The sequence below is a fragment of the Streptomyces sp. NPDC004327 genome, assembly GCF_042873935.1.
Classification (GTDB): domain Bacteria; phylum Actinomycetota; class Actinomycetes; order Streptomycetales; family Streptomycetaceae; genus Streptomyces.
The window spans coordinates 258872-283708 of the sequence record NZ_JBIAME010000012.1 but is presented as its reverse complement, the minus strand read 5'-3'; the positions used below and the strand labels follow the sequence as shown (position 1 = coordinate 283708).

Annotated in this window: 20 protein-coding genes; 11 read left to right on the top strand and 9 right to left on the bottom strand. The window is 73.0% G+C overall.

The window, feature by feature from the left end; genetic code table 11:
• Positions 1-112: 112 nt before the first annotated feature.
• Entirely contained in the window at positions 113-760 is a 648-nt protein-coding gene (locus ACFYU9_RS34610; protein WP_389215312.1) for a TetR family transcriptional regulator, read from the bottom strand.
• 302 nt (positions 761-1062) lie between these two features.
• On the opposite strand from ACFYU9_RS34610, the gene ACFYU9_RS34605 reads away from it, so the two are divergent.
• Together ACFYU9_RS34605 and ACFYU9_RS34600 are read left to right on the top strand one after the other, a co-directional pair.
• Entirely contained in the window at positions 1063-1860 is a 798-nt protein-coding gene (locus ACFYU9_RS34605) for a VOC family protein (protein WP_389347503.1), read from the top strand.
• Between the two features lie 120 nt (positions 1861-1980).
• Positions 1981-4392: a PQQ-binding-like beta-propeller repeat protein gene (locus ACFYU9_RS34600; RefSeq protein WP_389215317.1), complete on the top strand. Its 2412-nt coding sequence runs from the start codon at positions 1981-1983 to the stop codon at positions 4390-4392.
• A 55-nt stretch (positions 4393-4447) separates the two neighbouring features.
• On the opposite strand, the gene ACFYU9_RS34595 is transcribed toward ACFYU9_RS34600, so the two are convergent.
• Positions 4448-5035: a hypothetical protein gene (locus tag ACFYU9_RS34595; protein WP_389215320.1), complete on the bottom strand. Its 588-nt coding sequence runs from the start codon at positions 5033-5035 to the stop codon at positions 4448-4450.
• Positions 5036-5178: 143 nt separating this feature from the next.
• Here ACFYU9_RS34595 and ACFYU9_RS34590 point away from each other — a divergent pair, with 143 nt between their 5' ends.
• Positions 5179-5778, top strand: a complete 600-nt coding sequence (locus tag ACFYU9_RS34590; RefSeq protein WP_389347501.1) for a hypothetical protein — start codon at positions 5179-5181, stop codon at positions 5776-5778.
• Here ACFYU9_RS34590 and ACFYU9_RS34585 read toward each other — a convergent pair.
• The 3 genes from ACFYU9_RS34585 to ACFYU9_RS34575 are packed head-to-tail and all read right to left on the bottom strand — an operon-like array spanning position 5765 to position 8121.
• Entirely contained in the window at positions 5765-6541 is a 777-nt protein-coding gene (locus ACFYU9_RS34585) for an enoyl-CoA hydratase/isomerase family protein (RefSeq protein ID WP_389347499.1), read from the bottom strand. The genes ACFYU9_RS34590 and ACFYU9_RS34585 overlap by 14 nt on opposite strands.
• Positions 6538-6969 (bottom strand): Zn-ribbon domain-containing OB-fold protein, encoded by a 432-nt coding sequence (locus ACFYU9_RS34580; RefSeq protein WP_389215328.1) that lies wholly within the window; start codon positions 6967-6969, stop codon positions 6538-6540. Before ACFYU9_RS34580 ends, ACFYU9_RS34585 begins: the two co-directional genes overlap by 4 nt.
• 9 nt (positions 6970-6978) lie before the next feature.
• Positions 6979-8121 (bottom strand): lipid-transfer protein, encoded by a 1143-nt coding sequence (locus ACFYU9_RS34575; RefSeq protein ID WP_389215331.1) that lies wholly within the window; start codon positions 8119-8121, stop codon positions 6979-6981.
• Between the two features lie 95 nt (positions 8122-8216).
• On the opposite strand from ACFYU9_RS34575, the gene ACFYU9_RS34570 reads away from it, so the two are divergent.
• The gene (locus tag ACFYU9_RS34570; RefSeq protein WP_389347497.1) at positions 8217-9752 is read left to right on the top strand and encodes a FadD3 family acyl-CoA ligase; all 1536 of its coding nucleotides are present in this window, start codon (positions 8217-8219) and stop codon (positions 9750-9752) included.
• Positions 9753-10145: 393 nt separating this feature from the next.
• Here ACFYU9_RS34570 and ACFYU9_RS34565 read toward each other — a convergent pair whose 3' ends face one another.
• Together ACFYU9_RS34565 and ACFYU9_RS34560 are read right to left on the bottom strand one after the other, a co-directional pair.
• The gene (locus ACFYU9_RS34565; protein ID WP_389347495.1) at positions 10146-10361 is read right to left on the bottom strand and encodes a hypothetical protein; all 216 of its coding nucleotides are present in this window, start codon (positions 10359-10361) and stop codon (positions 10146-10148) included.
• Positions 10362-10600: 239 nt separating this feature from the next.
• Positions 10601-13774, bottom strand: coding sequence for a BTAD domain-containing putative transcriptional regulator (locus ACFYU9_RS34560; protein WP_389347493.1), 3174 nt, complete (start codon positions 13772-13774; stop codon positions 10601-10603).
• Positions 13775-13951: 177 nt separating this feature from the next.
• Between ACFYU9_RS34560 and ACFYU9_RS34555 the strand changes: the two genes are divergently transcribed.
• Entirely contained in the window at positions 13952-15169 is a 1218-nt protein-coding gene (locus ACFYU9_RS34555) for an amidohydrolase family protein (RefSeq protein ID WP_389215339.1), read from the top strand.
• 173 nt (positions 15170-15342) lie between these two features.
• On the opposite strand, the gene ACFYU9_RS34550 is transcribed toward ACFYU9_RS34555, so the two are convergent.
• The gene (locus tag ACFYU9_RS34550) at positions 15343-15819 is read right to left on the bottom strand and encodes a DUF2690 domain-containing protein (RefSeq protein WP_389215341.1); all 477 of its coding nucleotides are present in this window, start codon (positions 15817-15819) and stop codon (positions 15343-15345) included.
• A 65-nt stretch (positions 15820-15884) separates the two neighbouring features.
• Positions 15885-16355 (bottom strand): DUF2690 domain-containing protein, encoded by a 471-nt coding sequence (locus ACFYU9_RS34545; RefSeq protein ID WP_389347491.1) that lies wholly within the window; start codon positions 16353-16355, stop codon positions 15885-15887.
• Between the two features lie 237 nt (positions 16356-16592).
• Here ACFYU9_RS34545 and ACFYU9_RS34540 point away from each other — a divergent pair, with 237 nt between their 5' ends.
• The 6 genes from ACFYU9_RS34540 (at position 16593) to ACFYU9_RS34515 (ending at position 24771) form a co-directional block, all read left to right on the top strand.
• Positions 16593-17516 (top strand): TIGR03619 family F420-dependent LLM class oxidoreductase, encoded by a 924-nt coding sequence (locus ACFYU9_RS34540; protein WP_389347489.1) that lies wholly within the window; start codon positions 16593-16595, stop codon positions 17514-17516.
• A gap of 22 nt (positions 17517-17538) precedes the next feature.
• Complete coding sequence (locus ACFYU9_RS34535; protein ID WP_389215350.1) at positions 17539-18300, top strand: SDR family NAD(P)-dependent oxidoreductase; 762 nt, start codon at positions 17539-17541, stop codon at positions 18298-18300.
• A gap of 96 nt (positions 18301-18396) precedes the next feature.
• On the top strand, positions 18397-19521 hold the full coding sequence (locus ACFYU9_RS34530) for an LLM class flavin-dependent oxidoreductase (RefSeq protein ID WP_389215353.1): 1125 nt from the start codon (positions 18397-18399) through the stop codon (positions 19519-19521).
• A gap of 212 nt (positions 19522-19733) precedes the next feature.
• Positions 19734-21473 (top strand): amidohydrolase family protein, encoded by a 1740-nt coding sequence (locus tag ACFYU9_RS34525; RefSeq protein WP_389347487.1) that lies wholly within the window; start codon positions 19734-19736, stop codon positions 21471-21473.
• Complete coding sequence (locus tag ACFYU9_RS34520) at positions 21470-22951, top strand: aldehyde dehydrogenase family protein (RefSeq protein WP_389347485.1); 1482 nt, start codon at positions 21470-21472, stop codon at positions 22949-22951. Before ACFYU9_RS34525 ends, ACFYU9_RS34520 begins: the two co-directional genes overlap by 4 nt.
• Positions 22952-23190: 239 nt before the next feature.
• Entirely contained in the window at positions 23191-24771 is a 1581-nt protein-coding gene (locus ACFYU9_RS34515) for an APC family permease (protein WP_389215362.1), read from the top strand.
• The last annotated feature ends 66 nt before the right edge of the window (positions 24772-24837 follow it).

Below are 24837 nucleotides of genomic sequence, written 5' to 3'. Positions count from 1 at the left end.
TGGAGCGGGAAAGGGAACGCCGGCGGTGGCCTCGCGTACGCGAACGCGTACGGGACCGCCGCCGGCGCGACAGGACGGGTGAGGGGAGCGGACCGCTCCCCGGGCTACGGGGTTACTTCGTCGGCTTCTTCCCCGTGATTCCCAGGTGCACCAACAGGGCGAGGTTCGGCTTGAGTTCGGCCTGCTTCACGCCCCAGGTCTGGAAGCCCTTCTGGTGGCCGGCGACCGCCGCCAGCATCGCCACCAGCGAGCCCGCCATCGCCGCGGGGCTGATGTCCTTGTCGACCTTGCCCTTGGACTGGAGCTCCTTCACCGCGTCCGTGAGGGAGTTGGTGACCGAGTTCAGGATCTTCATGCGGATCTTGTAGAACCGCTTGTCGCCCTCCGCGGCCCCGAGGTCCACCACCCGCAGGATCGCGTCGTGCTTGCGCCAGAAGTCCAGGAATCCCTCGACGAGGTCCTCGGAGGTCTGCCAGCCGGCCTTGCCGACCCAGGAGCGGCCGGAGACCAGTTCGGTCAACCCCGCGCCCTCCTTGGCCATTTCCTCCGCGATCTCGAGGACGGCGCCCTCGACGTCAGGGAAGTACTGGTAGAACGTCGCGGGTGAAGTCCCCGCCTTCCGGGCCACGTCGATGACCTTGACGTCCCGGTAGGGCGAGGAGCTGAGCATCTCGCCGAGGCAGTCGAGCAGCTTCTGCCGCGTCGCCTGGCCGCGTCGTCCGGCCACGCGGCCGTCGACGGTGCGTACTTGTCCTGTCATGCCGTCAGCTTACCGAGGGGTGATCGGCGCGCGATTCGGCCGACTGCAAATGGGGGCCACCCCCCTCAGCAGGGCCTCAGCAGGGCCTCGACGGGGTGCCGGAAGGATCCCGGAAGGATCTCGGAAGGGCCCGGCGAGGTTCCGGAAGGGCCCCGGCAGGGTCCCGGCGGGCTCCCCGGCGGGCGCTCCGGGCCCGTCCACAGCTCATTCATCTTATTAACAGCCTGTGGAAAACTTCGGTGGACAACCCGTGCGGGCCGTGTGGCGGTGCGCGCCCGGGACACGGCGCCCATCCTGAAACCATGGCCGTCTTCACACAGGGCACCCCGTGCTGGGTGGACGCGCAGCTCCCCGACCTCCCGGCGGGCAAGCGCTTCTACGGCGAGCTCTTCGGCTGGAGCTTCGACCCCGACCGCGACGAGGCCCTGCTGCGCGGCCGGCGGGTGGCCGGGCTGCTGCCCAAGCGCGACGGCCGCATGCCCACCACCTGGACCGTCTATCTGGCGGTCGGCGACGCCGGAACCGCCGCCCAGCGGGTGAAGGCGGGCGGCGGCCGGATGGTGATGGAGCCCTACCCCGTCGGCCCCTTCGGCGTCCTCGCGCTCGCCGCCGACCCGGGCGGCGCCGTCTTCGGACTGCGCCAGTCCGGTGACGCCGACGGCTTCGAGGTCGTCGACGAGCCCGGCGCCTTCTGCTGGCTGGAGGTCCATACGAGGGAACCCGAGGCGGTCGACACCTTCTACGCCTCCGTCTTCGGCTGGCTCGGCCGCCAGAGCGAACCCCAGGACCCCGCGGGCCCGGGCCCCGCCCCCGACTACCGCGTCTGGTCCCCGCCCCGCTCCGGCGCCGGGGCCTGGCCCGCTGCCTTCGGCGGCCGCGCCGTCCTCACCGACGCCGTCCCCGCCGAACTCCCCGGCCACGTCCTCGCCCACTTCGCCGTCCGCGACTGCGACGCCGCCTGCGCCACCGCCGTCCGCCTCGGCGGCCGCGTCCTCACCGACCCGCACGACACCCCGCACGGCCGCGCCGCCGTCCTTAGGGACAACCAGGGAGCGCGTTTCGCGGTCCTGGAGAAACGGGCGGCACGACCGTCCGGATGACGGCCGATATGAGGTATGACACCCCGATCCGCCCCCGGGTTCGCAACCACCGCCCCGGACAGGAACAATCAGGGTCCACGGGGCCGTACTCTCATGGCCCTACGGGGAGGTGGCAGGCAAGTGGAGCAGCTGACGCAGCACGACCCGAGAAGGATCGGGCCCTTCGAGGTGCTGGGCCGGCTCGGCGCGGGCGGAATGGGCCTGGTGTACCTCGCGCGCTCGGCGTCCGGGCGGCGCGTGGCGATCAAGACCGTGCGGACGGAGCTCGCCGAGGACCAGCTGTTCCGCGTCCGCTTCACCCGTGAGGTGGAGGCCGCGCGGGCGGTCTCCGGCTTCTACACGGCGGCCGTCGTCGACGCCGATCCGCGCGCCGCCGTGCCGTGGCTCGCGACCGCGTACGTCCCCGCTCCCTCCCTCGAAGAGATAGTGAACGAGTGCGGGCCGCTCCCGGCCCAGGCGGTGCGCTGGCTCGCGGCCGGTGTCGCCGAGGCCCTGCAGTCCATCCACGGCGCCGGGCTCGTCCACCGCGACCTCAAGCCGTCCAACGTCCTCGTCGTCGAGGACGGCCCCCGGGTGATCGACTTCGGCATCGCGTCGGGCGTCTCCAACACGCGCCTGACCATGACCAACGTCGCCGTCGGCACCCCGGCCTACATGTCGCCCGAGCAGGCCCGCGACTCGCGCAGCGTCACCGGCGCCAGCGACGTCTTCTCGCTCGGCTCGATGCTGGTCTTCGCCGCCACCGGCCACGCCCCGTACCACGGCGCCAACCCGGTCGAGACGGTCTTCATGCTGCTGCGCGAGGGCCCGGACCTGGAGGGGCTGCCGGACGAGCTGCGGCCGCTGATAGACGCCTGCATGCAGATGGACGTCTCCCAGCGCCCCACCCCGGCCGACCTCCAGGCGATGCTCGCCCCGCACCTCTTCGGATCGGCGGACGGCGGCGACGACACCGGCACGGCGGCGGCCTGGCTGCCGCAGCGCGCCACGGCCATGATCGAGTCGCGCCGCGGCGGCCGGCCCAGCAGCCCGCCGCCCCCGGCCGCGCCGCCGATGCCGCCCGGCCCGCCCGCCGACCCGCGCGGCGGCGAGCGGCCCGCCGCGGACCGGCCCGGCGGCGGCCGGCACGCCGGTCCCGCGGCCGAACCGGTCGGGGCCACCGGCAACGACGGCGGCCCGGTCCGGCTCGCCGGCGCCGCCGTGCCCATCGGCCCCGGCCCCCGCGTCGCCGACACCCGCGCGGCCGTCGGCGTCGGCCTCGGGGCCGCTGCCGGCACCGCCACCGGCTGGATCCGGCCGCCCGGCGTCGGCCCGCACGGTGCCGAGCCCGCCCCGCCGCCGCCCGGCGCCCGCCCGCTGCCGGAGGCCCGTACGCCCGCCCCCGACACGGCCGCGGGCCCCGCGCACTGGCGGCCGTGGCGCTTCCGCATGTCCAACGACGTGTGGGGCACGCCCGTCGTCGACGGCGACCTGCTCTACGTCACCTCCTTCGAGGTGCACGCCCTGGACACGGCCAGCGGCCGGCGCCAGTTCAAGACGCGGGACGTCGCCTGGTCGATGGCGGTGTCCCAGGGCCGTATCCACGGCTCCGACGGCCCCACCCTCTACGCGCTCGACGCCCACGACGGCAGCGAGCGGTGGCGGCTGCACACCGACGCCTGGGTGTACTCCCTCCGGGTGGACCGGGGCACCGTCGTCACCGGTACGCGCGGCGGAGGCGTCCAGGCCTGGGAGGCGTCCAACGGCGCCAAGCTGTGGGAGATCGGCGGCGCCCAGACGGACTTCGAGACGCCCGAGGGCGGGCCCGCCGTGCACGGCGACACCGTGTACGTGTGGCGCGACGCCCGCCTCGTCGCGCTCGACGCCCGTACGGGTACGGAACGCTGGTCGTACCCGGTCGGCGACGCCGCCTCCTGCGCCCATGTCCCGGTCCGGGTCGCCCCGGCCGAGGACGGCTGCGTCTACGTGTCGGCCGGGACCCGGGTGCTGTCCGTGGACATCGCGAGCGGGCACGTGCGCTGGCACTTCGAGGCGCCGGCCGTCTTCCTCTCGCCGCCCGCCTTCGCGCCCGGCCCGGCCGTCACCGGCGGCGGCGTGTACCTCGCCGACCACCTCGGCACCGTGTACGCGCTCGACGCGACGACCGGCAAGGACCGCTGGCGGATCGCGACCGAGCCCCGGCAGTCCACCGAGCCGGTGCTCGTCGCCGCGGGCAACGTGCACGTCGGCAGCGGCAGCGCGCTCTACACGCTGGACGCGGTCACCGGCACCCCGAAGTGGCGCTTCGCGGCCGGCGGCGAGCTGATCGGCACGCCGGTCGTCGCCGACGGCCGGGTGCACTTCGGCTCCGCCGACCACGTCCTCTACACGCTGGACGCGAGCGGCGGGCAGCTGCGCTGGAAGCTCGCGACGGGCGGCGAGATCACCGGCTCGCCGGTCGCCAGGAACGGCGTCGTGTACGCGTGCAGCAAGGACCGCTGCGTCTACGCGCTCGACGCGGTGAAGGGCACGGCCACGAACCGCACCTCGTAAGAAACGGCCACGAACCGCACCTCGTACGACGCCGCGAGCCTCGTCGAGGCCGGCATCAGGCCCGGTGCTCGGGGGACGGCGGAGTCTCGTCGCGCCCCGGGTCCCAGGGCACGTCCGAGGACGGCTCAGGGGCCTCCCCGGGCGGCTGCGGGTGCTCCAGGCGCTCCAGGCCCTCGTGGCGGTGCGCCGGCGGATGCAGCTGGTCCACCCGGGTGACGTGCGGCTCGGGCCGGCCGGACATCACGACCGCCCCGACCAGCAGCAGCACCCCGCCGCCCAGGGCCATCGCGACCCCGCTGCCGAGCCCGCGCCCGTCCGAACCGACGCTCAGCCCGCCCGCGGCCTGCCCGACCCGCACCATCCACAGGATGGTGAAGCCCAGGACGACCACCCCGGCGACCGCGACGACCACGCGCGAGCGCAGCACGACGCCGACCAGGGCGATCACGGCGGCGAACGCCATGGGAAGGAAGACCGAGCCGATCACCTGGGCCCTGACGTCGGTGATGCCGGCGGCGCCGAACAGGTCCTCGATGCGGTAGTCGTGCCCGGGACGGCCGTCGTACCAGGCACGGAAGGGGCTCCAGACGGCGGCCGTCGCTCCTGCGAGCGCCAGGACCGAGCCGACGAGGTTACGGATCACCGAACGGCCTCCTTCGGTCGGCCTCGGTCGGGCTCCTGGTCACGACGCTACGCCGGGCGCTCGGACCCCGCCACGCGGCGGCGGGGCGGGCCGCGGCACCGCTAGGGTGACGCGGACACGTCCATCCGGAGGGGGAACAGGTCATGGTCCGCACACGGCTCAGGCTCGCGGCGACGCTCACGGTGGTGGTGCTCGCGCTGACGGGTTTCCAGACGGGCAAGGGCGGCCATGGCGGCCACGGCAAGAGCAGTAGCAGCAGCGGTGGCGGCGGCTGCTCCAGCTCGAAGAAGAGCAACCACGACTACGACGACTACGACGGCGGCGGCTCGGGCGGCTCCGGCAACAGCTCGGACGACTCCACGTACACGCCCTCGCCGTCCGCCTCCCCGGCCTCCGACATCTCGGTCGAGGTGGTCGACTGCGTCGACCCCGCCCGGACGAAGCAGAAGGGCAAGCCGGCCCGCAAGGCGGACACCATCGCGATGGTGCGGGTCACGCCCCGCGACAGCGCGCCGCAGACGATCGAGGTCGTCCTGGAGTTCGAGCGGGCCGACGGTTCACGGGTCGACCGGGGCGAGATCAAGGTCGACATCGACGGCAACGGCGGCGCCAGGCTCTACGACGTCCCGATGGACCACCCCGGCACCGTCGCCCAGGTGAAGAAGTGCGTCGTGGCGGAGGTGAACGACGAGTACGGCACACCGCTCGCCGCCACCGTGTCCCCCTCCCCTAGCGCGTCCTGAACCCCGTCCCCCTCCGCGTGAACAGCTCCGCCTGCCGCTCCGGCGGCAGGTTCCCGAGCGCCACCAGGTGCGGCGCGTGGGCCAGGGCCTGCGCACGGGCGGCCTCCTTGGCCGACCACAGGGCCCGCACGGTGCCCTGCACCGCCTCCGTCGGGTAGCCGGCGATGACCGCGGCCGCCTCCCGCGCCGCGGCCGCCGCCCCGCCGCGCGCCGTCAGCTCGGAGACCAGGCCCGTCTCGTGGGCCCGCCGTGCGGAGATCCGCTCGGCGCTGCCCATCAGCGCCATCCGGGCGACCTCGCCGAACGGCATCCGCTGCGCCATGTGGATGGTCTCGAAGGCGCTGACCATGCCGTAGCCGGTATGCGGGTCGAAGAACTCGGCGCCCTCGCCCGCGACCAGGAACTCGGCCTCGCCGAGCAGGTAGAAGGCGCCGCCGCAGGCCATGCCCTCGACGGCGGCGACGACCGGCTTCCACAGGTCGTTGGCCTTGGGGCCGATGGCGACGAGCGGATCGTCGATCGTGTACGGGGACGAGGGCTGCGGCACCCGGCCGGCGTCCGCCCGGTCGATGCCGGTGCAGAACGCCTGCCCGCCGGCCCCGGTCACGACGATCGCGCGGACCTCGTCCTCGTACCGGAAGCCGCGCCAGACGGCGCCGAGTTCGCTCGCCATCTCCAGGGTGATCGCGTTGTGCTTCTCCGGCCGGTCGAGGGTGACGACCGCGACCCCGGTCTCCTTGTCGCGCTCGACGCGGATGCTCATGCGCGCTCCAGGAGCCAGCGCGGCACGGTGACGCCGTCGACCTCGGCGAACGCCACCTGCACGGCGGCGCCGATGCGCAGCCGGGCCGGGTCGACGGAGTTCAGGGGCGCGTCGGGGGCGGCGACGACGTTGCCGGCGAGGCGGATGCGGGGGGCGTCGGCGAGTTCGACGAGGACCGCGTTGTACGGGGCCTGCTCGGCGTAGTCGGGGAGCAGCGGCGGGTGCGGGACGACGAAGGACCAGATGCGGCCGCGGCCGGACATGAGCCGCCACTCGCTGTCGAAGGACTGGCAGTGCGGGCAGCAGGGGCGGGGCGGGAAGCGGAGCGCGCCGCAATCCGCTCGCGCGCACGCCTGGACGCGCAGTTCGCCCCGGGCGGCGTACTCCCAGAAGGGCGCGCCGTCCTCGTCGACGAGGGGTACGAGCATCGGGGCTCCTCAGGCTCGAAGCAGGATCGCGGACGTGGGGACGCCCTCGCCGGCGGTGACGAGGCAGCTGGCGGCGTCGGGGACCTGGGCGGTGGAGACGCCGCGGAGCTGCTTGACGCCCTCGTTGATGAGGTTGAAGCCGTGCACGTACGCCTCGGAGAGCCCGCCGCCGCCGGTGTTCAGGGGCAGCCGGCCGCCGATCTCCAGGGCGCCGCCTTCGGTGAAGGCGGCGCCCTCGCCCCGGCCGCAGAAGCCGTAGCCCTCCAGGGAGAGCGGGACGAGCGGGGTGAAGGCGTCGTAGATCTGGGCGACGTCGATGTCGTCCGGGGTGAGGTCGGAGCTCTTCCACAGGTGCCGGGCGGCGGTCCAGGCGGGGCCGGAGAGCGGGTCGTCGTTCCAGTAGTTGACCATGCCGTGGTGCTGGGCGGGCAGGCCCTGGGCGGCGGCGTGGACGTAGACGGGCTTCTGGCGGCAGTCGCGGGCGCGTTCGGCGGAGACGAGGACGCAGGCGAGCGCGCCGTCGGTCTCCAGGCAGTTGTCGAAGAGGCAGAGCGGTTCGCTGATCCAGCGCGAGGTCATGTACATCTCGCGGGTCAGCGGGCGGTCGTACATGATCGCGTCCGGGTTCTGGTTGGCGCGGTTGCGGCAGGCGAGCGCGACGTTGAAGAGGTGGTCGCGGGTGGCGCCGTACTCGTGCATGTAGCGGCGGGCGAGCATGCCGATCTCGTCGGCGGGCCGCAGCAGCCCGAAGGGCCGGGTCCACTGCCCGGGGGTGGGGAGCTGGACGGCGGTGTTCTTCCACGGCCGGGGCCCGGAGCCCCGCTTCCTGGACCGCCAGGCGACGCCGACGGTGGCCTGGCCGGAGGCGATCGCGGCGGCGAGGTGGCCGACGGTGGCGCAGGAACCGCCGCCCCCGTAGCCCACCTTGCTGAAGAAGGTGACGTCCCCGGCCCCGATGGCCTTCGCCACCTCCACCTCGTCGGTCTCCTCCATGGTGTACGAGGCGAAGGCGTCGACCTCGGCGGGTGCGATGCCGGCGTCGTCGAGCGCGGCGAGGATCGCCCGGCAGGCGAGGGTCCTCTCGGACTCGGGTAGGTGTTTGGCGAAGGGTGTCTGCCCTATTCCGACGATGGCGGTGCGGTCCTTGAGCACGGCGCCCCCTGGCTTGGCCCGATGGCTGACAGCGCGTCAGGCTACAGCTAATCTGACGGATAGTCAGCTACGGGGCGGCGCCGGAAGGGGCGGTCATGGAGTGGGGCTCGATAGGGGAGTTGGTGCGCTGGTCCGCCGAGCGGTACGGGGGGCGGGAGGCGGTCGTCGACGGCCGCACCCGGATCACGTACGCGGAACTGGGCGCGCGCGTCGAACGGGCGGCCGCGGCCTGCCTGGCCGCCGGGGTACGGGTGGGGGACCGGGTCGCGATCTGGGCGCCCAACACCGCCGACTGGATCGTCGCGTCGCTGGGTGCGGTCACGGCGGGCGCGGTCCTGGTCCCCCTCAACACCCGCTTCAAGGGCACGGAGGCCGCGGACGTGCTCGCCCGCTCGGGCGCCCGGCTGCTCTTCGTCACCGGTACCTTCCTCGGGACCTCGTACGTGGCCTCGCTGCGCCGTGCCGGCGCCGCCCTGCCGGACCTGGAGCGGGTGGTGGTCTTCGGCGACACGGCACCGGACGAGGCGGGTTACGCGACGTGGAAGGAGTTCCTCGGGGAGGGGGCGGAGGTCGGGGAGGCGGCGGTGCGGTCGCGGGCGGCGGCCGTGGAGCCCTTCTTCCCCTCGGACATCATCTACACCTCGGGCACCACGGGCCGCCCCAAGGGTGCGGTCATCACCCATGAACAGACCCTGCGCTGCTACGCCGTGTGGAGCGAGCTGGCCGGGCTGCGCGAGGGCGACCGCTACCTGATCGTGAACCCCTTCTTCCACACCTTCGGCTACAAGGCCGGCATCATCGCCTGCCTCCAGCGCGGCGCGGTGATGGTCCCGCAGCCCGTGTTCAACGTCGACACCGTCCTCGCCAACATCGCGGCGGAACGGATCTCGGTCCTTCCCGGCCCGCCGACCCTCCACCAGTCCCTCCTCGACCATCCCTCGCGCGGCGCCCACGACCTCTCCTCCCTCCGCCTGGTCGTGACGGGCGCGGCGGTCGTGCCCCTGCGGCTGGTGGAGCGCCTGCGCGCAGAACTCGGCATCGCCACGGTGCTGACGGCGTACGGCCTGTCGGAGGCGAGCGGCCTGGTCACCATGTGCCGCCAGGGCGACCCGGCGGAGGTGATCGCCACGACCTCCGGCCGCGCGATCCCCGACACCGAACTCCGCCTCTCCCCGACCGGCGAGGTCCTCGTCCGCGGCTTCCACGTCATGCGCGGCTACTACGAGGACGAGGCCGCGACCTCCGACGCCGTCGACGAGGACGGCTGGCTCCACACCGGCGACATCGGCGTCCTCGACGACGCCGGCAACCTCCGCATCACCGACCGGATCAAGGACATGTTCATCGTCGGCGGCTTCAACGCCTACCCCGCCGAGATCGAACAGCTCCTCGGCCTCCACCCCGACATCGCCGACGTCGCCGTCATCGGCATCCCGGACCCGAGGCTCGGCGAGGTCGGCAAGGCCTTCGCCGTCCGCCGCCCGGGCGCCCGCCTGACGGCCGACGACCTGATCGCGTGGTCGCGCCGCGAGATGGCCAACTACAAGGTCCCGAGAGAGGTCGAGTTCCTGGCGGAACTGCCGCGCAACGCCAGCGGCAAGGTGGTGAAGGGGGCGCTGCGGGCGCGCTAGCGTGCGCGGCATGACAAGGGCCCGGCACCGGTCACCCGGTCCGGGCCCTTCCCCCCTTTGCGCGCGCGTGGCGTGCGTTCCCCCACGGCGACGACCGGTCCCCACCAGCCGCCGCACGAGGCCAGCCGATCATCCGCCCGCCCGGGCCCCGGCGACGACCCGGCCGGGCGACTTCGTCAGGTCGCGCACAGGCATGCGGAAGGGGCCGGGCGCTCAGGCCCGGCCCCTCCTCTTCGGGTCCGTTCGGTGCGCGTGGGCCCTGCCCCAGGATTCCCCCCGGTCCCCTCGGGCGTCCCCCGAGCCCCGCGCTTCCGTCCGGTCCCGCACGATCCCGGCGACTCCCCCGATGGCGCCTCCGGAACCGTCCCCCGTTACCCCCGTGGTGAGACGGCTTCAGACCTGCTGCGGCTTGAAGGGCTCGGACGTGGCGTGCATGTCCGTGGTGATGAGCTCCTCGCCCGCACCGGCACCCACGACCTTCTTGGTGATCGCGTCGACCGCCGGCTCGGACGTGGCGTGCATGTCCTTGGTGGTGATCTCCTCGGTGCCGCCCGTGGCGTGCATGTCCTGGGGCGTCACGACCGCGTCCTTCTCGATCGGGTTGCTCATCTTGTCAACTCCTGCGTCTGGTGACTGGAATCCGTTGCGATCCGTCCGGCCGCTCCCCCGTGACCAGCCGGACGGATCGCTCATGGCCGCTCACCCTAGTTGTCAGGAGTGACGGCTGTGCCGGCGACCCGTGTGCCCCCCGACGCGACGGATCGACAAGGAAAAGCATGCCGGGCGGCGATAAACGAACGATGAACGCGCTGGCCGAAGGGCCGACGGAGTCCGGCTCCGCCGGACTCCTAGGCCGCCGCCGCGGGTGCCAGCAGCTGCCGTACGTCGGAGGCTTCCGGGGCGCCGAGCGACTCGAAGGTGTCGAGGGCCTCCTGCCAGCAGACCTGGGCGCGGCCGGACTGGCCGATGCCCTGGAGAGCGCGGCCGAGCACGGTCAGGACGTTGCCTCGCCGCCACTCGCCGCCGATCCCGCGGAGGACGGTCAGCGCCATCTCGGCGTTCGACGCCGCCTGGGCGTGGCGCCGCGCCGCGATGTCCACCTCCGACAGGCGGAACAGGGTCATTCCCTCCCACAGCCGCTGCCGGCTGTCCCGGAAGACCTCCAGCGCCTCGCTCAGTCGCTCCACGGCCTCGTCCAGATGCCCGGCCTCGGTGAGGGCGAGGCCCAGTGCGTAGCGGCCGTTCGCGCCGCGCAGCGCGTGGCCCATCGAGTCGTAGATGCGGGTGCCCTCCTGAGCGAGCTCTATGGCCTTCGCCGTGCGCCCGGTCGCGAGGTGGATCCGGGACAGGTTGCACAGGGCGCTCGCCTCGCCCGGCCGGTCCTCGATGCCGCGGAACCGCTCGATCGCGTGGGCGAGATGGACCTCGCCCTCGTCGAAGCGGTTCTGGTACAGCGCGATGATTCCGCGCGCGTTGGCGGACCAGCAGGCGGGCAGCGGATCGTGCGCCGCCTCGGCGTACGGAAGGGCCAGCTCGGCGTCGCGATCGGCCTCGGTGAAGCGTCCGGCGGTGTGGTGCACGCCCGCGAGCGCCGTCAGCGCCCGGCCCTCGGCCCGCGCGTCGCCGAGCTCGTGGGCCGCGTCCCGGAGCAGGGAGCCCACGATCTCGAACTCCTTGGCGTTGGCACCGGACTCGCCGAGGTCCAGCGCCGCCCACAGCAGGTCCACCGCCCTGCGCAGCGTCCCCCTCGTCGTCGCCGACTGCCGCACGCACGCCAGGATGCAGTTGGCCTCGGCGTAGAGCCAGTCCTGCGCGGCGTGCCGGTCGGTGAAGGTGAGGCCCTGGTACTCGGCCGGCTCCAGGTGGTCGACGAGACGGTCGCCGGGGCGCTCGATCGCGTACACGCGCGCCGCCGTCGACAGGTAGAAGTCCAGCAGCCGCGACAGCGCCAGCTCCCGTTCCACCGGCGGGTGTTCGTCGCGCTCCGCGCATGCACGCGCGTAGAGGCGGACGAGGTCGTGGTAGCGGTAGCGGCCGGGCGCCGCGGACTCCAGGAGGGACGTGTCGACGAGGGCCTCCAGGAGGTCCTCGGTCTCCCACTCCGGGAGGTCGACGACGGCCGCGGCCGCCGCCAGCGAGATGTCGGGGCCGTCGGCGAGGCCGAGGAGGCGGAAGGCGCGGGCCTGGGCCGGTTCGAGCTGGCCGTAGCCGAGTTCGAAGGTGGCCTTGACGGCGAGGTCGCCGGCCTGGAGTTCGTCGAGGCGGCGGCGTTCGTCGGCGAGTTTGGCGGCGAGGGTGGAGACGGTCCAGGTGCGCCGCGCCGCCAGCCGCGAGGCCGCGATGCGGATGGCGAGCGGCAGGAAGCCGCAGGCGGCGACCACGTCGAGCGCGGCCTCCCGCTCGGCGCCGACGCGCTCCGCGCCGACGATGCGGGTGAAGAGCTGGAGCGCCTCCTCGGGGGACATGACGTCCAGGTCGACGAGGTGCGCGCCGGCCAGGTCGACCATGCGGATGCGGCTGGTGACGAGCGCGGCGCAGCCGGCGGTGCCGGGGAGCAGGGGGCGGATCTGGGCGGCGTCGCGCGCGTTGTCGAGCAGCACGAGCACCCGGCGGCCGTCGAGCGTGGAGCGGTAGAGCGCCGCGCGCTCGTCGAGGGAGTCCGGGATCGCCGAGTCCGGCGTGCCGAGGGCGCGCAGGAAGGCGCCCAGGACCGTCTCGGGGGCGGCGGACCGCGCGCCGGCGCCCTGGAGGTCGACGTAGAGCTGGCCGTCGGGGAAGTGCGGGCGGGCCGCGTGGGCCACGTGCACGGCGAGGGTGGTCTTGCCGACGCCGCCGATGCCCGCGAGCGCGGAGACCGCCATGACGGAGCCCTCGGCGGTCGCGAGCCGGCCGCTCAGCTCCCGTACGAAGGTGGAGCGGCCGGTGAAGTCCGGCACGGTCGCCGGGAGTTGGGCGGGGCGGGCGAGGGGCGCGGCGGCCGGGGCCTGCTCCTCGACGGGGCGGGCCAGCTCGGCGTCCGCCTGCAGGATGCGCTGCTGGAGCCGGGAGAGTTCGGGGTTCGGGTCGACGCCCAGTTCGTCGGCGAGGAGGCGGCGGGTGTCCGCGTACACGGCGAGGGCCTCCGCCTGCCGGCCGGACCGGTACAGGGCGAGCATGAGGAGCTCGCGCAGCCGCTCGCGCAGCGGGTGCGCCGCGGTCAGCGCGGTCAGCTCGGAGACCGCCTCCGCGTGCGCGCCGACCTCCAGGTCGAGGTCGAGCCGGCTCTCCAGGAGCTGCAGCCGCCATTCCTCCAGGCGGGTGCGCTGCGTCTCGGCGTACGGCCCCGGTACGGAGGCGAGCGCCTCGCCGTCCCACAGCGCGAGCGCCTCGTTCAGCCGTTCGCGGGCCACTCCGCGCCGTCCGGCGGCGCGCAGCTTCTCCGCCTCGGCGGCCAGGTCCTGCGCCTCGGACAGGTCGAGGGCGGTGGTGCGGATCGCGTAGCCGCCGGACTCGCTGACCAGGACGCCCGGGTCGAGGACCTTGCGCAGCCGGGAGGCGTACGTGCGGACCGCGGCCAGGGCCTGGGAGGGTGACTCCTCGCCCCAGATCGCGTCGATGAGCTCGGCGGCGGTGGCGGTACGGCCGTCGCGCAGGAGCAGGGCGGCGAGCAGGGCGCGCTGCTGGGGCGAACCGGTGGGCAGGGCCGTCTCGCCGCGGGACGCGCGTACGGGTCCGAGCACGCCGAAGCGCAGGCCGGCGCGGGCGGCCGAGCCCTGGCCGGAGCCCTGGTCGGGGCTCGCGCCGGCGCCGCCGTCGCGCGGGGCGCCTGCCGGAACCGCCGCGTCCGCCGCAGCCGCCGCGTCCGCCGCCTCCGTCGGAACGGTCCCGTCCGCCGCCTGTGTCACGTCCGTCCGGGCCGTCGCGTCCGCGCCCGCCTCGGCGCGCGGCCCGCCGCCCGCCGAACCGGTCGAACCCGTCGTACCCGCCGAGCCCGCCACCGGAGTCCGCTGCCCCGGAACTCGCGGCCCGTTCTCACGGTCCATAGCTCCCCCTGCCCGTACCGCTGGTTTCGCCCGAGACAGTCTGCCTTGTCCGGAGGGGGTGCGTCAGCATCGGGTCGGTCGATCTCCGGCATCGAACCGGCCGATGGGGCCCTCGGGGCAGGGTGACGGTCGACCACAAAGCTGACGGATCGTCAGATCAGCGCTACCGTGAAACGCATGGAGAGCTTCCCCAAGATCATCTCGGTGGACGACCACACCGTGGAGCCCCCGCACGTCTGGCAGGACCGGCTCCCGTCCCGTTACCGCGACACCGGCCCCCGGATCGTCCGCGCACCCCTGAAGGAAATGACCTTTCTGGGCGGAAAGTTCGCCCCCGTGATGGGGGAGAAGGGGGACGAAGGCCCCATCGGCGACTGGTGGGTCTACGAGGACCTGCACCGCCCGCTCACCCGCCTCGACACCGCCGTCGGCTACGACAGGGACGAGATCCGGCTCGAGGTCATCACGTACGAGCAGATGCGCCCGGGCTCGTACAGCGTCCCCGACCGGCTCGCCGACATGGACGTCAACCACGTCCAGTCGGCCCTCTGCTTCCCCACCTTCCCCCGCTTCTGTGGACAGACCTTCACCGAAGCTTCCGATCGTGAACTCGGTCTCCTGGGCGTCCGGGCCTACAACGACTGGATGGTCGAGGAGTGGTGCGGCCCCGAGGCCCACGGGCGGCTGATCCCGCTCACCCTCGTCCCGCTGTGGGACCCGGAGCTCGCCGCCGCCGAGGTCCGCCGCAACGCCGCCCGCGGCGTCCGCGCGGTCGCCTTCTCCGAGATACCGCCGCACCTCGGGCTGCCGTCGGTGCACACCGACCACTGGGACCCGTTCCTGCGCGCCTGCGACGAGACCGGCACCGTGATCGCCATGCACATCGGCTCGTCCAGCCGCATGCCGTCCACCTCCGCCGACGCCCCGCCCGCCGTCGGTTCCACCATCACCTTCGCCAACTGCTGCTTCTCGATGGTCGACTGGCTGATGAGCGGCAAGTTCGAGCGCTTCCCGAACCTCAGGATCATGTACGCCGAGGGCCAGATCGGCTGGATCCCGTACATCCTGGAACGCGCGGACGTCGTCTGGGAGGAGAACCGCGGCTGGGGCGGCGTGGCCGGGAAGGTGCTGCGCCCGCCGTCGGAGCTCTTCGCCGAGCACGTCTTCGGCTGCTTCTTCGACGACGCCTTCGGCCTGCGGAACCTGGACGCGATCGGCGTCGGGAACGTGCTGTACGAGACGGACTACCCGCACTCGGACTCCACCTGGCCCAAGTCCCGCGAGGTCGGCGAGGCCCAGATGGGCCATCTGGCGCCGGACGTCGTCGAGCGGATCGTCCGCGGCAACGCGATCGGGCTGCTCGGGCTGACGGAGGACGGCCTCTGGCGCCCGTGAGCGCCGGTGGTGCGCAAGGCGTGTGGCCCCCCGTCCGCGACGGGGGGCCACACGAAGACCGTCAGCGGCCGCCGGTCAGCAGCCGAGACTCGGCAGCCGCTGGTCAGCCGCCGCCGCTCAGCAGTCGCCGGTCAGTAGCTGCCGGACAGCAGTCGCCGGTCGGCAGTCGCCGGTCAGTAGCTGCCGGTCCGCGTGTACTTCAGGCCGCCCGCGCCGTCGACCATGCCCTCCGCGTACGAGGAGACGCCCGCGTCGTTGACCATCGGCGTGTAGCAGGAGCTGTTGCCCGCCGTCACGGTGCAGGAGTAGCTGCGGCCGTCCGAGTTGCGGATGATCTTCGCCTGGGAGCAGGCGTGGCCGGCGGAGGCGTTGCCGCAGGCGGACTGCGTGTTGTTCAGGGTGATGCGCGCCCAGGCCGTGCGGCAGCCCGAGTTGTAGCGCAGCTCGATCGAGCCCTGGTAGGTGCCGAAGTACGGGTCGTACAGGCCGGCCGACGAGACGGTGCTCGTCGTGCCGCCGCAGCCGGCGGACGCCGGGTCCCAGCCGTCGTACGTGGCGGCCTGGGCCGAGCCGCCGGTGGCGACGAGGCCGGCCGCGGCGAAGAGGAGCGAGGTGCCGGCCATGACGGTGCGGCGCAGAAGGGTACGCATCGGGTTCTCTCTCGGGTGGAGCGGGTGGAGCGGGTGGAGCGGGTGGAGCCGGTGGGCCGGGCGGATCAGTAGCTGGCGGTGCGGGTGTACTTGTCGCCGCCCGCGGTGTCCGTGTAGCTCTGCGCGTACGAGGAGACGCCCGCGTCGTTGACCATCGGCGTGTAGCAGGAGCTGCGGCCCTCGGTCACGGTGCAGGAGTAGCTGGCGCCGTCGGAGTTGCGGATGATCCACCCCTTCGCGCAGGCGACGCCGGCCGAGGAGGTGCCGCAGGCGCCCTGCGTGTAGTCCATGGTGACGCGCGCCCAGGTGGTGCGGCAGCCCGAGCTGTAGCGCAGCTCCAGGGTGCCCAGGTGGTTGCCGTGCGGGTCGGTCATCGCGGCCGAGGAGACGGTGCTGATGCCGCTGCAGCCGCTGCTCGCCGGGTCCCAGCCGTCGTAGGTGGCGGCCTGGGCCGAGCCGCCGGTGGCGACGAGGCCGGCCGCGGCGAAGAGCAGGGAGGTGCCGGCGAGGGCGGTGCGGCGCAGGAGGGTACGCATGGAGGGGATCCGTTCGTGCGAAGGGTCGACCGTGGGGGGTAGGCGACCAGGGTGCGGGGCGGCCCGGTCCGCCGTATTGGACGAATGCGCACATCAGCCGCGGAATCCGGGATTCAGGGGAGCGCGGCGTCCGGGGCGGCGGACGGGGGTGCCTGTCGCGGGCCTTGCCTGACGGGCCGTCAGGAGCCAGCATGGGGCCGCACCGTAACTGACAGATCGTCAGATCAGGGGAGTCCCATGGTCGTCTACGGGATGCAGCTGCCCGTCCAGTCCCAGAGCACCCTCTACGCCGAGTCCTGGGAGGCCGCCGCCGGCCCCGCCGACCTGCTCGCGGTCGCCCGCGCCGCCGACGCCCTCGGCTTCGACTACCTCGCGTGCTGCGACCACGTCGCCATCCCGCGCCGGCTCGCCGCCGCGATGAGCACCGTCTGGTACGACCCGGTGGCCACCCTCGCCTACCTCGCCGCCGCCACCGAGCGCGTCCGGCTGCTCTCGCACGTCGCCGTCGTCGGCCTGCGGCATCCGCTGGTCACCGCCAAGGCGTACGCGACGCTCGACCACCTCTCCGGCGGCCGGCTCGTCCTCGGGGTCGGCGCCGGGCACGTGCGGGAGGAGTTCGACGCGGTCGGGGCGGACTTCGACGGGCGCGGCGGCGTGCTCGACGAGACGATCGACGCGCTCCGGGCGGCCCTCGGGCCCGAGGAGTACCCGGCGCACGAAGGACCCCGCTTCGCCTTCCGCGACCTCGGCCAGCGGCCCCGGCCCGCCCAGGACCGGGTGCCGGTCTGGGTCGGCGGCTCCTCGCCCGCCGCCGTGCGGCGCGCCGCGCTCAAGGGCGACGGCTGGCTGCCGCAGGGCGACCCGCGCGGCCGGCTGCCCGAGCAGATCGCGCGGCTCACGCGGCTTCGCGAGGAGGCCGGGATCGAGGCGCCGATCACCGTCGGCGCCATCACCGAGGCGCTGTACGTCGGCGAGCCCGGCTGGGACACCGGCCGGCGCACCCTGCACGGCAAGCCGCAGGCGCTCGCCGAGTCGCTGCGCGCGTACGGCGAGATGGGCGTGCACCAGATCCAGGTGCGCTTCCGCTCCCGCGGCCGCACCGAACTCACCGACCAGATGGCGGCGTTCGCCGCCGAGGTCGCACCCCACCTCTCGACGTGACCGACAAGCGAGGAGTACCGACATGGGAAAGCTGGACGGCCGCGTCGTCGTCATCACGGGCGCGGCGCGCGGACAGGGCGAGCAGGAGGCGCGGCTCTTCGCCGCCGAGGGGGCGAAGGTCGTGCTCGCCGACGTCCTGGACGACCGGGGCGAGGCGCTCGCCAAGGAGCTGGGCGGCGACCGGGCCGCGTACGTGCACCTGGACGTGACGAGCGAGGCGGAGTGGGCGGCGGCCGTGGCGGCCGCGAAGGAGCGCTTCGGCCGGATCGACGGGCTCGTCAACAACGCGGGCATCCTGCGCTTCAACGAGCTGGTGTCGACGCCGCTGGCCGAGTTCCAGGCGATCGTGCAGGTCAATCAGGTCGGCTGCTTCCTCGGCATCAGGGCGGTCGCGCCGGAGATCGAGGCGGCCGGCGGCGGCACGATCGTCAACACCGCCTCGTACACCGGTGTGACGGGCATGGCGGGCGTCGGCGCCTACGCCGCCAGCAAGCACGCCGTCCTCGGGCTCACCCGGGTCGCGGCCCTGGAGCTGGCGGGCAGGGGCATCCGGGTCAACGCGGTCTGCCCGGGCGCCATCGACACGGCGATGAGCAACCCGGAGGGCGTGGACCCGGCGGCGACGGCGGAGCTGTACCGCAAGCTCGTGCCGCTGGGCCGGATCGGCCGGCCGGACGAGGTGGCGGCGCTCGCGCTCTTCCTGACCGGCGAGGAGTCCGCGTACATCACGGGTCAGCCGTTCGTGATCGACGGCGGCTGGCTGGCGGGCGTGAGCCTGTTCTGACGCATCGTCAGGTATTGACACGGTCGGGCGCATCAAAGAATCTGACGACACGTCAGAAACTCGAACGGGCAAGCTGGAAAAGGGCGGTGAACTTCCTTGGAATTCGGGATCTTCGTACAGGGATACGTCGGCAAGCGCGCCGAGACCGATCCCGAAGCCGAGCACAAGGCACTCATGGAGGAGACCGAGTACGTCATCCAGGCGGACAGGTCGAACTTCAAGTACGCCTGGGCCTCCGAGCACCACTTCCTGGAGGAGTACTCCCACCTCTCCGCGAACGACGTCTACCTGGGCTACCTCGCCCACGCCACCGAGCGCATCCACCTCGGCTCCGGCATCTTCAACCCGCTCGCGCCCGTCAACCACCCGGTGAAGGTCGCCGAGAAGGTCGCCATGCTCGACCACCTCTCCGGCGGCCGCTTCGAGTTCGGCTCCGGCCGCGGCGCCGGCTCCCACGAGATCCTCGGGTTCATGCCGGGCATCACCGACATGAACCACACCAAGGAGATCTGGGAGGAGACCATCTCCGAGTTCCCCAAGATGTGGCTCCAGGACGAGTACGAGGGCTTCCAGGGCAAGCACTGGTCGCTCCCGCCGCGCAAGGTGCTCCCGAAGCCGTACGGCAAGTCCCACCCCGCCATGTGGTACGCGGCCGGCTCCCCGTCCTCGTACGCCATGGCCGGCAAGAAGGGCCTCGGCGTCCTCGGCTTCAGCGTCCAGAAGGTCTCCGACATGGAGTGGGTCGTCGAGTCCTACAAGACCGCGATCAAGGAGGCCAAGGCGGTCGGCGACTTCGTCAACGACAACGTCATGGTCACCTCCACCGCGATCTGCGCCGAGACCCACGACAAGGCCGTCGAGATCGCCGTCGGCGGCGGCCTCAACTACCTCCAGTCGCTCCTCTTCCGCTACCACGACACCTTCCCGCGGCCCGAGGGCGTCCCCGAGTGGCCCGAGCTCCTGCCGGAGTACTCGGCCGAGATCATCGAACTCCTCATCGCCGAGGAGCTGATGATCTGCGGCGACCCGAGCGAGGTCCTCGCCCAGTGCAGGCGCTGGGAGCGGGCCGGCGCCGACCAGCTGTCCTTCGGCCTGCCGATCGGCATCTCCTACGAGGACACGATGAACACCATCAAGCTGATCGGCGAGCACGTCATCCCGGAGATCGACACCGACCCGGTGCACCGCACGACCCGCTTCCGGCAGTCGGCGGGCAGCTGACCCACGAGCCCGGGGCGGCGTCTTCCCGGACCGCCGCTCCGTGGGGTGTCCCGCCGCTCGGGCCGGGCTCCCGGCGCCCTGCGGCCCCGTCTCCGGCCCGAAACGACGAGACACCCCCACGGCCCCGGCCGGAGACCGTTTCCGCGGCGGCCTCCGTCCGGGGCCCGTTCGCGCACCCAGCGGGAAGCTCTGCAGGAAGGGATCGGAACGTCATGCTCGACCACCTCATCAAGGGCGCCACCGTCGTCGACGGCACCGGCGCCCCCGCCTTCACCGCCGACGTCGGCCTGCGCGACGGCCGGATCGCCGTGATCGCCGAGCCCGGCACCACCGCCGAGCCGGCCCGCGGCGAGGAGGACGCCACCGGACTCGTCCTCGCCCCCGGCTTCGTCGACCCGCACACCCACTACGACGCCCAGCTGTTCTGGGACCCGTACGCCACCCCGTCCATGAACCACGGCGTCACCACCGTCGCCGGCGGCAACTGCGGCTTCACGCTCGCGCCGCTGCACCCCGACCGCCCCGAGGACGCCGACTACACGCGCCTGATGATGTCGAAGGTCGAGGGCATGGCGCTGGCCGCCCTGGAGGAGGGCGTCGACTGGTCGTGGTCCTCGTTCGCCGAGTACCTCGACGCGCTCGAAGGACGGATCGCGGTCAACGCGGGCTTCATGGTCGGGCACTGCGCGCTGCGCCGGTACGTGATGGGGCCGGACGCGGTCGGCGGACAGCCCACGCCCGAGCAGCTCGCCGGGATGGTGCGGCTGCTCAAGGAGGCCATGGAGGCCGGCGCCTGGGGCCTGTCCACCACCCAGTCCGCCACCCACTCCGACGGCGACGGCGCCCCCGTCGCCTCCCGCCACGCCGGCCCCGCCGAGCTGATCGCCCTCTCCCGGGCCGTCGGCGAGCACGAGGGCACGCAGATCGAGGCGATCCTGGCCGGCTGCCTCGACCAGTTCTCGGACGCCGAGATCGACCTCTTCGTCGAGATGACGGCCGCCGCCGGACGCCCGCTCAACTGGAACGTCCTCACCGTCGACGCCGCCGTCCCCGAACGCGTCCCGCGCCAGCTCCTCGCCTCCGAACGGGCCCGCAAGTCCGGCGGCCGGATCGTCGCGCTCACCATGCCGATCCTCACGCCCATGAACATGTCGCTCGGCACCTTCTGCGCCCTCAACCTCATCCCCGGCTGGGGCGAGATCCTGGGCCTGCCCGTCCCCGAGCGGATCGCGAAGCTCCACGACCCCGAGGTCCGCGCCGCGATGCTGCGCCGCGCCGACTCCAAGGAGGCCGGCGTCTTCCGGCGGCTCGCGAACTTCGGCCGCTACGTCATCGGCGACACGTACAGCCGCGAGAACCGCGGCCTGACCGGCCGGGTGGTCGGGGAGATCGCCGCCGAACGCGGCCAGGACGCCTTCCAGGCCCTCGTCGAGATCTGCGCCAACGACGACCTCAGGACCGTCCTGTGGCCCATGCCCACCGACAACGACCCGGCCTCCTGGGCGCTGCGCCGCGAGACCTGGCAGCACGAGGACGTGCTGCTCGGCGGCTCCGACGCGGGCGCGCACCTGGACCGGATGTGCGGGGCGCCGTACACCACCCGCTTCCTCGGCGACTGCCTGCGCGGCCGCAGGCTCGTCCCGCTGGAGCAGGCCGTGAAGATGCTCAGCGACGACCCGGCCCGCCTCTTCGGCCTGCGCGACCGGGGCAGGATCGCCGAGGGCCACCACGCCGACCTGGTCCTCTTCGACCCCGAGCGGATCGACGCGGGCCCGGCGACCCTCGTCCACGACCTGCCCGGCGACAGCCCGCGCCTTCACTCGCGCGCCGTCGGCATCGTGTCGGTGCGGGTCAACGGAGTGGAGACGGTGCGGGACGACGAGGTGACGGGCGCGATCCCGGGGCGCGTGCTGCGCTCGGGCCGGGACACGAGGACGGTGAGCACGCGATGAGCCAGGGGACTTCGCAGACCACGGAGCGGCTGTACATAGGGGGAGAGTGGGTCGAGCCCGAGGGTGGTCATTACGCCGTGATGAACCCCGCCACCGAGGAGGTCGTCGGGTTCGCGCCGGAGGCGAGCAGGCGCCAGGTGTACGAGGCCGCCGAGGCCGCCCGTACCGCCTTCGCGTCCTGGTCCCGCACCAGGCCCGAGGAGCGCGCCGCGATCCTCGACCGGGCCGCCGACCTGATGGCCCGCGACACCGAGGCGAACACCCTGCTCGCCCGCGCCGAGACCGGCGCCACCACCGCCACGGCCCGCGGCATGCAGGTCGCGGTCGGCGCGGCCCGTTTCCGGCGGTACGCGCGCGGCGCCCTGGAGCCGGTCGAGGAGGCGCTGCCGCCGCAGATCAACGAGGCCGGGCCGATGGGCAGGGCCGGGGTGTTCGGGGCCGTGGCGGTACGCCGCCCGGTGGGCGTGGTCACCTGCATCACCTCGTACAACAACCCCTGGGCCAACCCGGCCGGCAAGATCGCCCCGGCGCTCGCCATGGGCAACACGGTCGTCGTGAAGCCCGCCCCGCAGGACCCGCTCTCCGTGTACGCGATGACCCGCGCCCTCGCGGAGGCGGGCGTCCCGGCCGGCGTGGTCAACGTGGTCACCGGCGCCTCGCCCGCCGTGGGCGAGGCGGCCGTGGACTCGCCGGCCGTCGACATGGTCTCCTTCACCGGTTCGACGGCCGTCGGCCAGGCCATCGGCGAGGTGTGCGGCCGGGCGATGAAGCGGCAGCTGATGGAGCTGGGCGGCAAGGGCGCGGCCCTCGTCTTCGACGACGCCGACGTGGACGCGGCCGTGATGGGGATCGGGACGACCTTCTCCTTCTACAGCGGCCAGATCTGCACGGCCCCGACCCGGGTGCTCGCGCAGCGCGGGATCTACGAGCGGCTCGTCGGGAAGCTGGCCGGGTACGCCGGCCTGCTGAAGGTCGGCGACCCGGCGGAGCGCGGCACGGTGGTCGGCCCGGTGATCTCGGCGGCCCACCGCGACCGGGTGGAGTCGTACGTGGAGCTGGGCCGCAAGGAGGGCGCGCGCCTCGTCGTGGGCGGCGAGCGGCCGTCCGGTCCGGGGCTGGAGCGCGGCTTCTACGTGGCGCCGACGCTGCTCGCGGACTGCACCAGCGAGTTGCGGGTGGTCCGGGAGGAGATCTTCGGCCCGGTGGTCGTGGTGGTGCCCTTCGACGACGAGGAGGAGGGGATCGCGCTCGCGAACGACAGCGACTACGGGCTGATCGACTACGTGTGGTCGGGGGACGTGGCCCGGGCGTTCCGGGTGGCGGCGCGGCTGCGGGCCGGCGGGGTCGGGATCAACACGATCGGCCGGAACATGGAGGCGCCGTTCGGCGGCTTCAAGAAGAGCGGGGTCGGGCGGGACGTCGGGTCGTACGCGCTGCACGCGTACAGCGAGGTGCAGGCGGTCGTCTGGCCGGGGTGACGCACGTCACACGGAAACTTGAAATCGGACATTCCCGGGCGGGGCTGCGGTTCCCGCATATCGGACACTCGGCGGCGGACCTACCGGTTGGTCGGCCCGCCGCAGTTGTCGATCTTTCAATCATTGGTTAGTGTCCGATTCGACCCGCGCAATACAAGGCATTGATCGCTCAAGTGAGCGGAATGCGAGCGGAATCCGATCTTCCAGATGTGGAAATCGCAGCATTTAACGTCGAGTTCATGACTCAGGTGGACGTGCGGCCCCAGGCCGGAGACGCGCTGCGGGACGCTCCCGCCGCCTCGGCCGCCGCCCCGGCCGACGCGCCGGGCATGCGGCGGAAGGGCCTCGGCGGCAACTCCGTGGGCCTCCTCGGCAGCGCCGTCATCGGCATCTCCACGGTCGCCCCGGTCTACTGCCTCACCTCGACCCTCGGCTCCACCGCCGGCGAGGTCGGCCTCCAGATGCCCGCCGTCTTCCTCGCGGGCTTCCTGCCGATGCTGCTCGTCGCATTCGCGTACCGCGAACTGAACAAGGCCATGCCGGACTGCGGCACCTCCTTCACCTGGACCGTGAAGGCGTTCGGCCCCCGGGTCGGCTGGATGTGCGGCTGGGGCCTGGTGATCGCCACGATCATCGTTCTCTCCAACCTGGCCGGCGTCGCCACCTCGTACTTCTGGCTGCTCGCCGGCGAGATCAGCGGCAGTCCGTCCATTGCCGCCCTGGACGACGACAAGGCCGTCCACATCGTCACCTGCCTGGCCCTGATCGGCGCCGCGACCGCCATCAGCTACCGCGGGATGACCGCCACCAAGGGCGTGCAGTACGCGCTCGTCGGCCTCCAGCTGCTCGTCCTCGCCGTGTTCGTCGGGATGGCGCTGTCGAAGGCCGGCGACTTCGAGAGCTCGGTCCACTTCTCCTGGTCCTGGATGAACCCGTTCGCGGTGCAGTCCTTCGCCGCGTTCACCGCCGGACTCTCCCTGTCGATCTTCATGTACTGGGGCTGGGACACCTGCCTGACCGCCAACGAGGAGACCATCGGCAGCGAGAAGACGCCCGGCCGCGCCGCGCTCATCGCGATGGTCGTCCTGGTCGGCTCGTACCTCGCCACCGCCATCGCCGCCCAGATGGTCGTCGGCTCGGGCGACCAGGGCCTCGGCCTCGGCAACCCGGAGACCTCCGACAACGTCTTCGCCGCCCTCGCCGGCCCGGTCATGGGTCCGGCGCTCGGCATCCTGCTCTTCGTCGCGGTCCTCGCCTCGGCCGCCGCGAGCCTCCAGACCACCTTCATCCCGGTGGCCCGCACGGTCCTCGCGATGTCCACGTACGAGGCGCTGCCCGCCTCGTACGCCAAGGTCCACCCGCGCTTCAAGACGCCCGGCAAGGCCACGATCGTGGCCGGCGTCGCCACCGGCGTCTTCTACACGGTGATGACCCTGGCCAGCGAGCACGTCCTGGTCGACACGATCTACGCGCTCGGCCTGATGATCTGCTTCTACTACGCGCTGACCGCGTTCGCCTGCGTCTGGTACTTCCGCCGCGAGCTCACCCGCTCCGCCCGCGACCTGGTCTTCAAGGGCCTCTTCCCGCTGCTCGGCGGGGCGCTCCTGGCGGCGGTCTTCGGCAAGACGCTGTACGACATGTGGGACCCGGCCTACGGCTCCGGCTCCTCGGTGTTCGGCGTCGGCTCGGTGTTCGTGATCGGCGTCGGGCTGCTGCTCCTCGGCGTGGTGATCATGCTGGTGATGCAGCGGAGGAGCCCCGCGTTCTTCCGGGGCGAGGTGCTCACCAAGGAGACTCCGTCGCTGGTCGTCGAGGACTGATGGACTCCTCGACCCGGTGAGGGAAACGGCGAGGTGGCGGGCCCGTGGGGGGTCCCGCCACCTTCG

Excerpts from the sequence above, each read along its gene's own strand:
- ACFYU9_RS34610 (WP_389215312.1), bottom strand. The coding sequence starts at position 760 with ATGACAGGACAAGTACGCACCGTCGACGGCCGCGTGGCCGGACGACGC.
- ACFYU9_RS34525 (WP_389347487.1), top strand. The coding sequence starts at position 19,734 with ATGCTCGACCACCTCATCAAGGGCGCCACCGTCGTCGACGGCACCGGC.
- ACFYU9_RS34560 (WP_389347493.1), bottom strand. The coding sequence starts at position 13,774 with ATGGACCGTGAGAACGGGCCGCGAGTTCCGGGGCAGCGGACTCCGGTG.
- ACFYU9_RS34555 (WP_389215339.1), top strand. The coding sequence starts at position 13,952 with ATGGAGAGCTTCCCCAAGATCATCTCGGTGGACGACCACACCGTGGAG.
- ACFYU9_RS34550 (WP_389215341.1), bottom strand. The coding sequence starts at position 15,819 with ATGCGTACCCTTCTGCGCCGCACCGTCATGGCCGGCACCTCGCTCCTC.
- ACFYU9_RS34540 (WP_389347489.1), top strand. The coding sequence starts at position 16,593 with ATGGTCGTCTACGGGATGCAGCTGCCCGTCCAGTCCCAGAGCACCCTC.
- ACFYU9_RS34580 (WP_389215328.1), bottom strand. The coding sequence starts at position 6,969 with ATGCTCGTACCCCTCGTCGACGAGGACGGCGCGCCCTTCTGGGAGTAC.
- ACFYU9_RS34570 (WP_389347497.1), top strand. The coding sequence starts at position 8,217 with ATGGAGTGGGGCTCGATAGGGGAGTTGGTGCGCTGGTCCGCCGAGCGG.
- ACFYU9_RS34515 (WP_389215362.1), top strand. The coding sequence starts at position 23,191 with ATGACTCAGGTGGACGTGCGGCCCCAGGCCGGAGACGCGCTGCGGGAC.
- ACFYU9_RS34590 (WP_389347501.1), top strand. The coding sequence starts at position 5,179 with ATGGTCCGCACACGGCTCAGGCTCGCGGCGACGCTCACGGTGGTGGTG.
- ACFYU9_RS34535 (WP_389215350.1), top strand. The coding sequence starts at position 17,539 with ATGGGAAAGCTGGACGGCCGCGTCGTCGTCATCACGGGCGCGGCGCGC.
- ACFYU9_RS34605 (WP_389347503.1), top strand. The coding sequence starts at position 1,063 with ATGGCCGTCTTCACACAGGGCACCCCGTGCTGGGTGGACGCGCAGCTC.
- ACFYU9_RS34520 (WP_389347485.1), top strand. The coding sequence starts at position 21,470 with ATGAGCCAGGGGACTTCGCAGACCACGGAGCGGCTGTACATAGGGGGA.
- ACFYU9_RS34565 (WP_389347495.1), bottom strand. The coding sequence starts at position 10,361 with ATGAGCAACCCGATCGAGAAGGACGCGGTCGTGACGCCCCAGGACATG.
- ACFYU9_RS34545 (WP_389347491.1), bottom strand. The coding sequence starts at position 16,355 with ATGCGTACCCTCCTGCGCCGCACCGCCCTCGCCGGCACCTCCCTGCTC.
- ACFYU9_RS34585 (WP_389347499.1), bottom strand. The coding sequence starts at position 6,541 with ATGAGCATCCGCGTCGAGCGCGACAAGGAGACCGGGGTCGCGGTCGTC.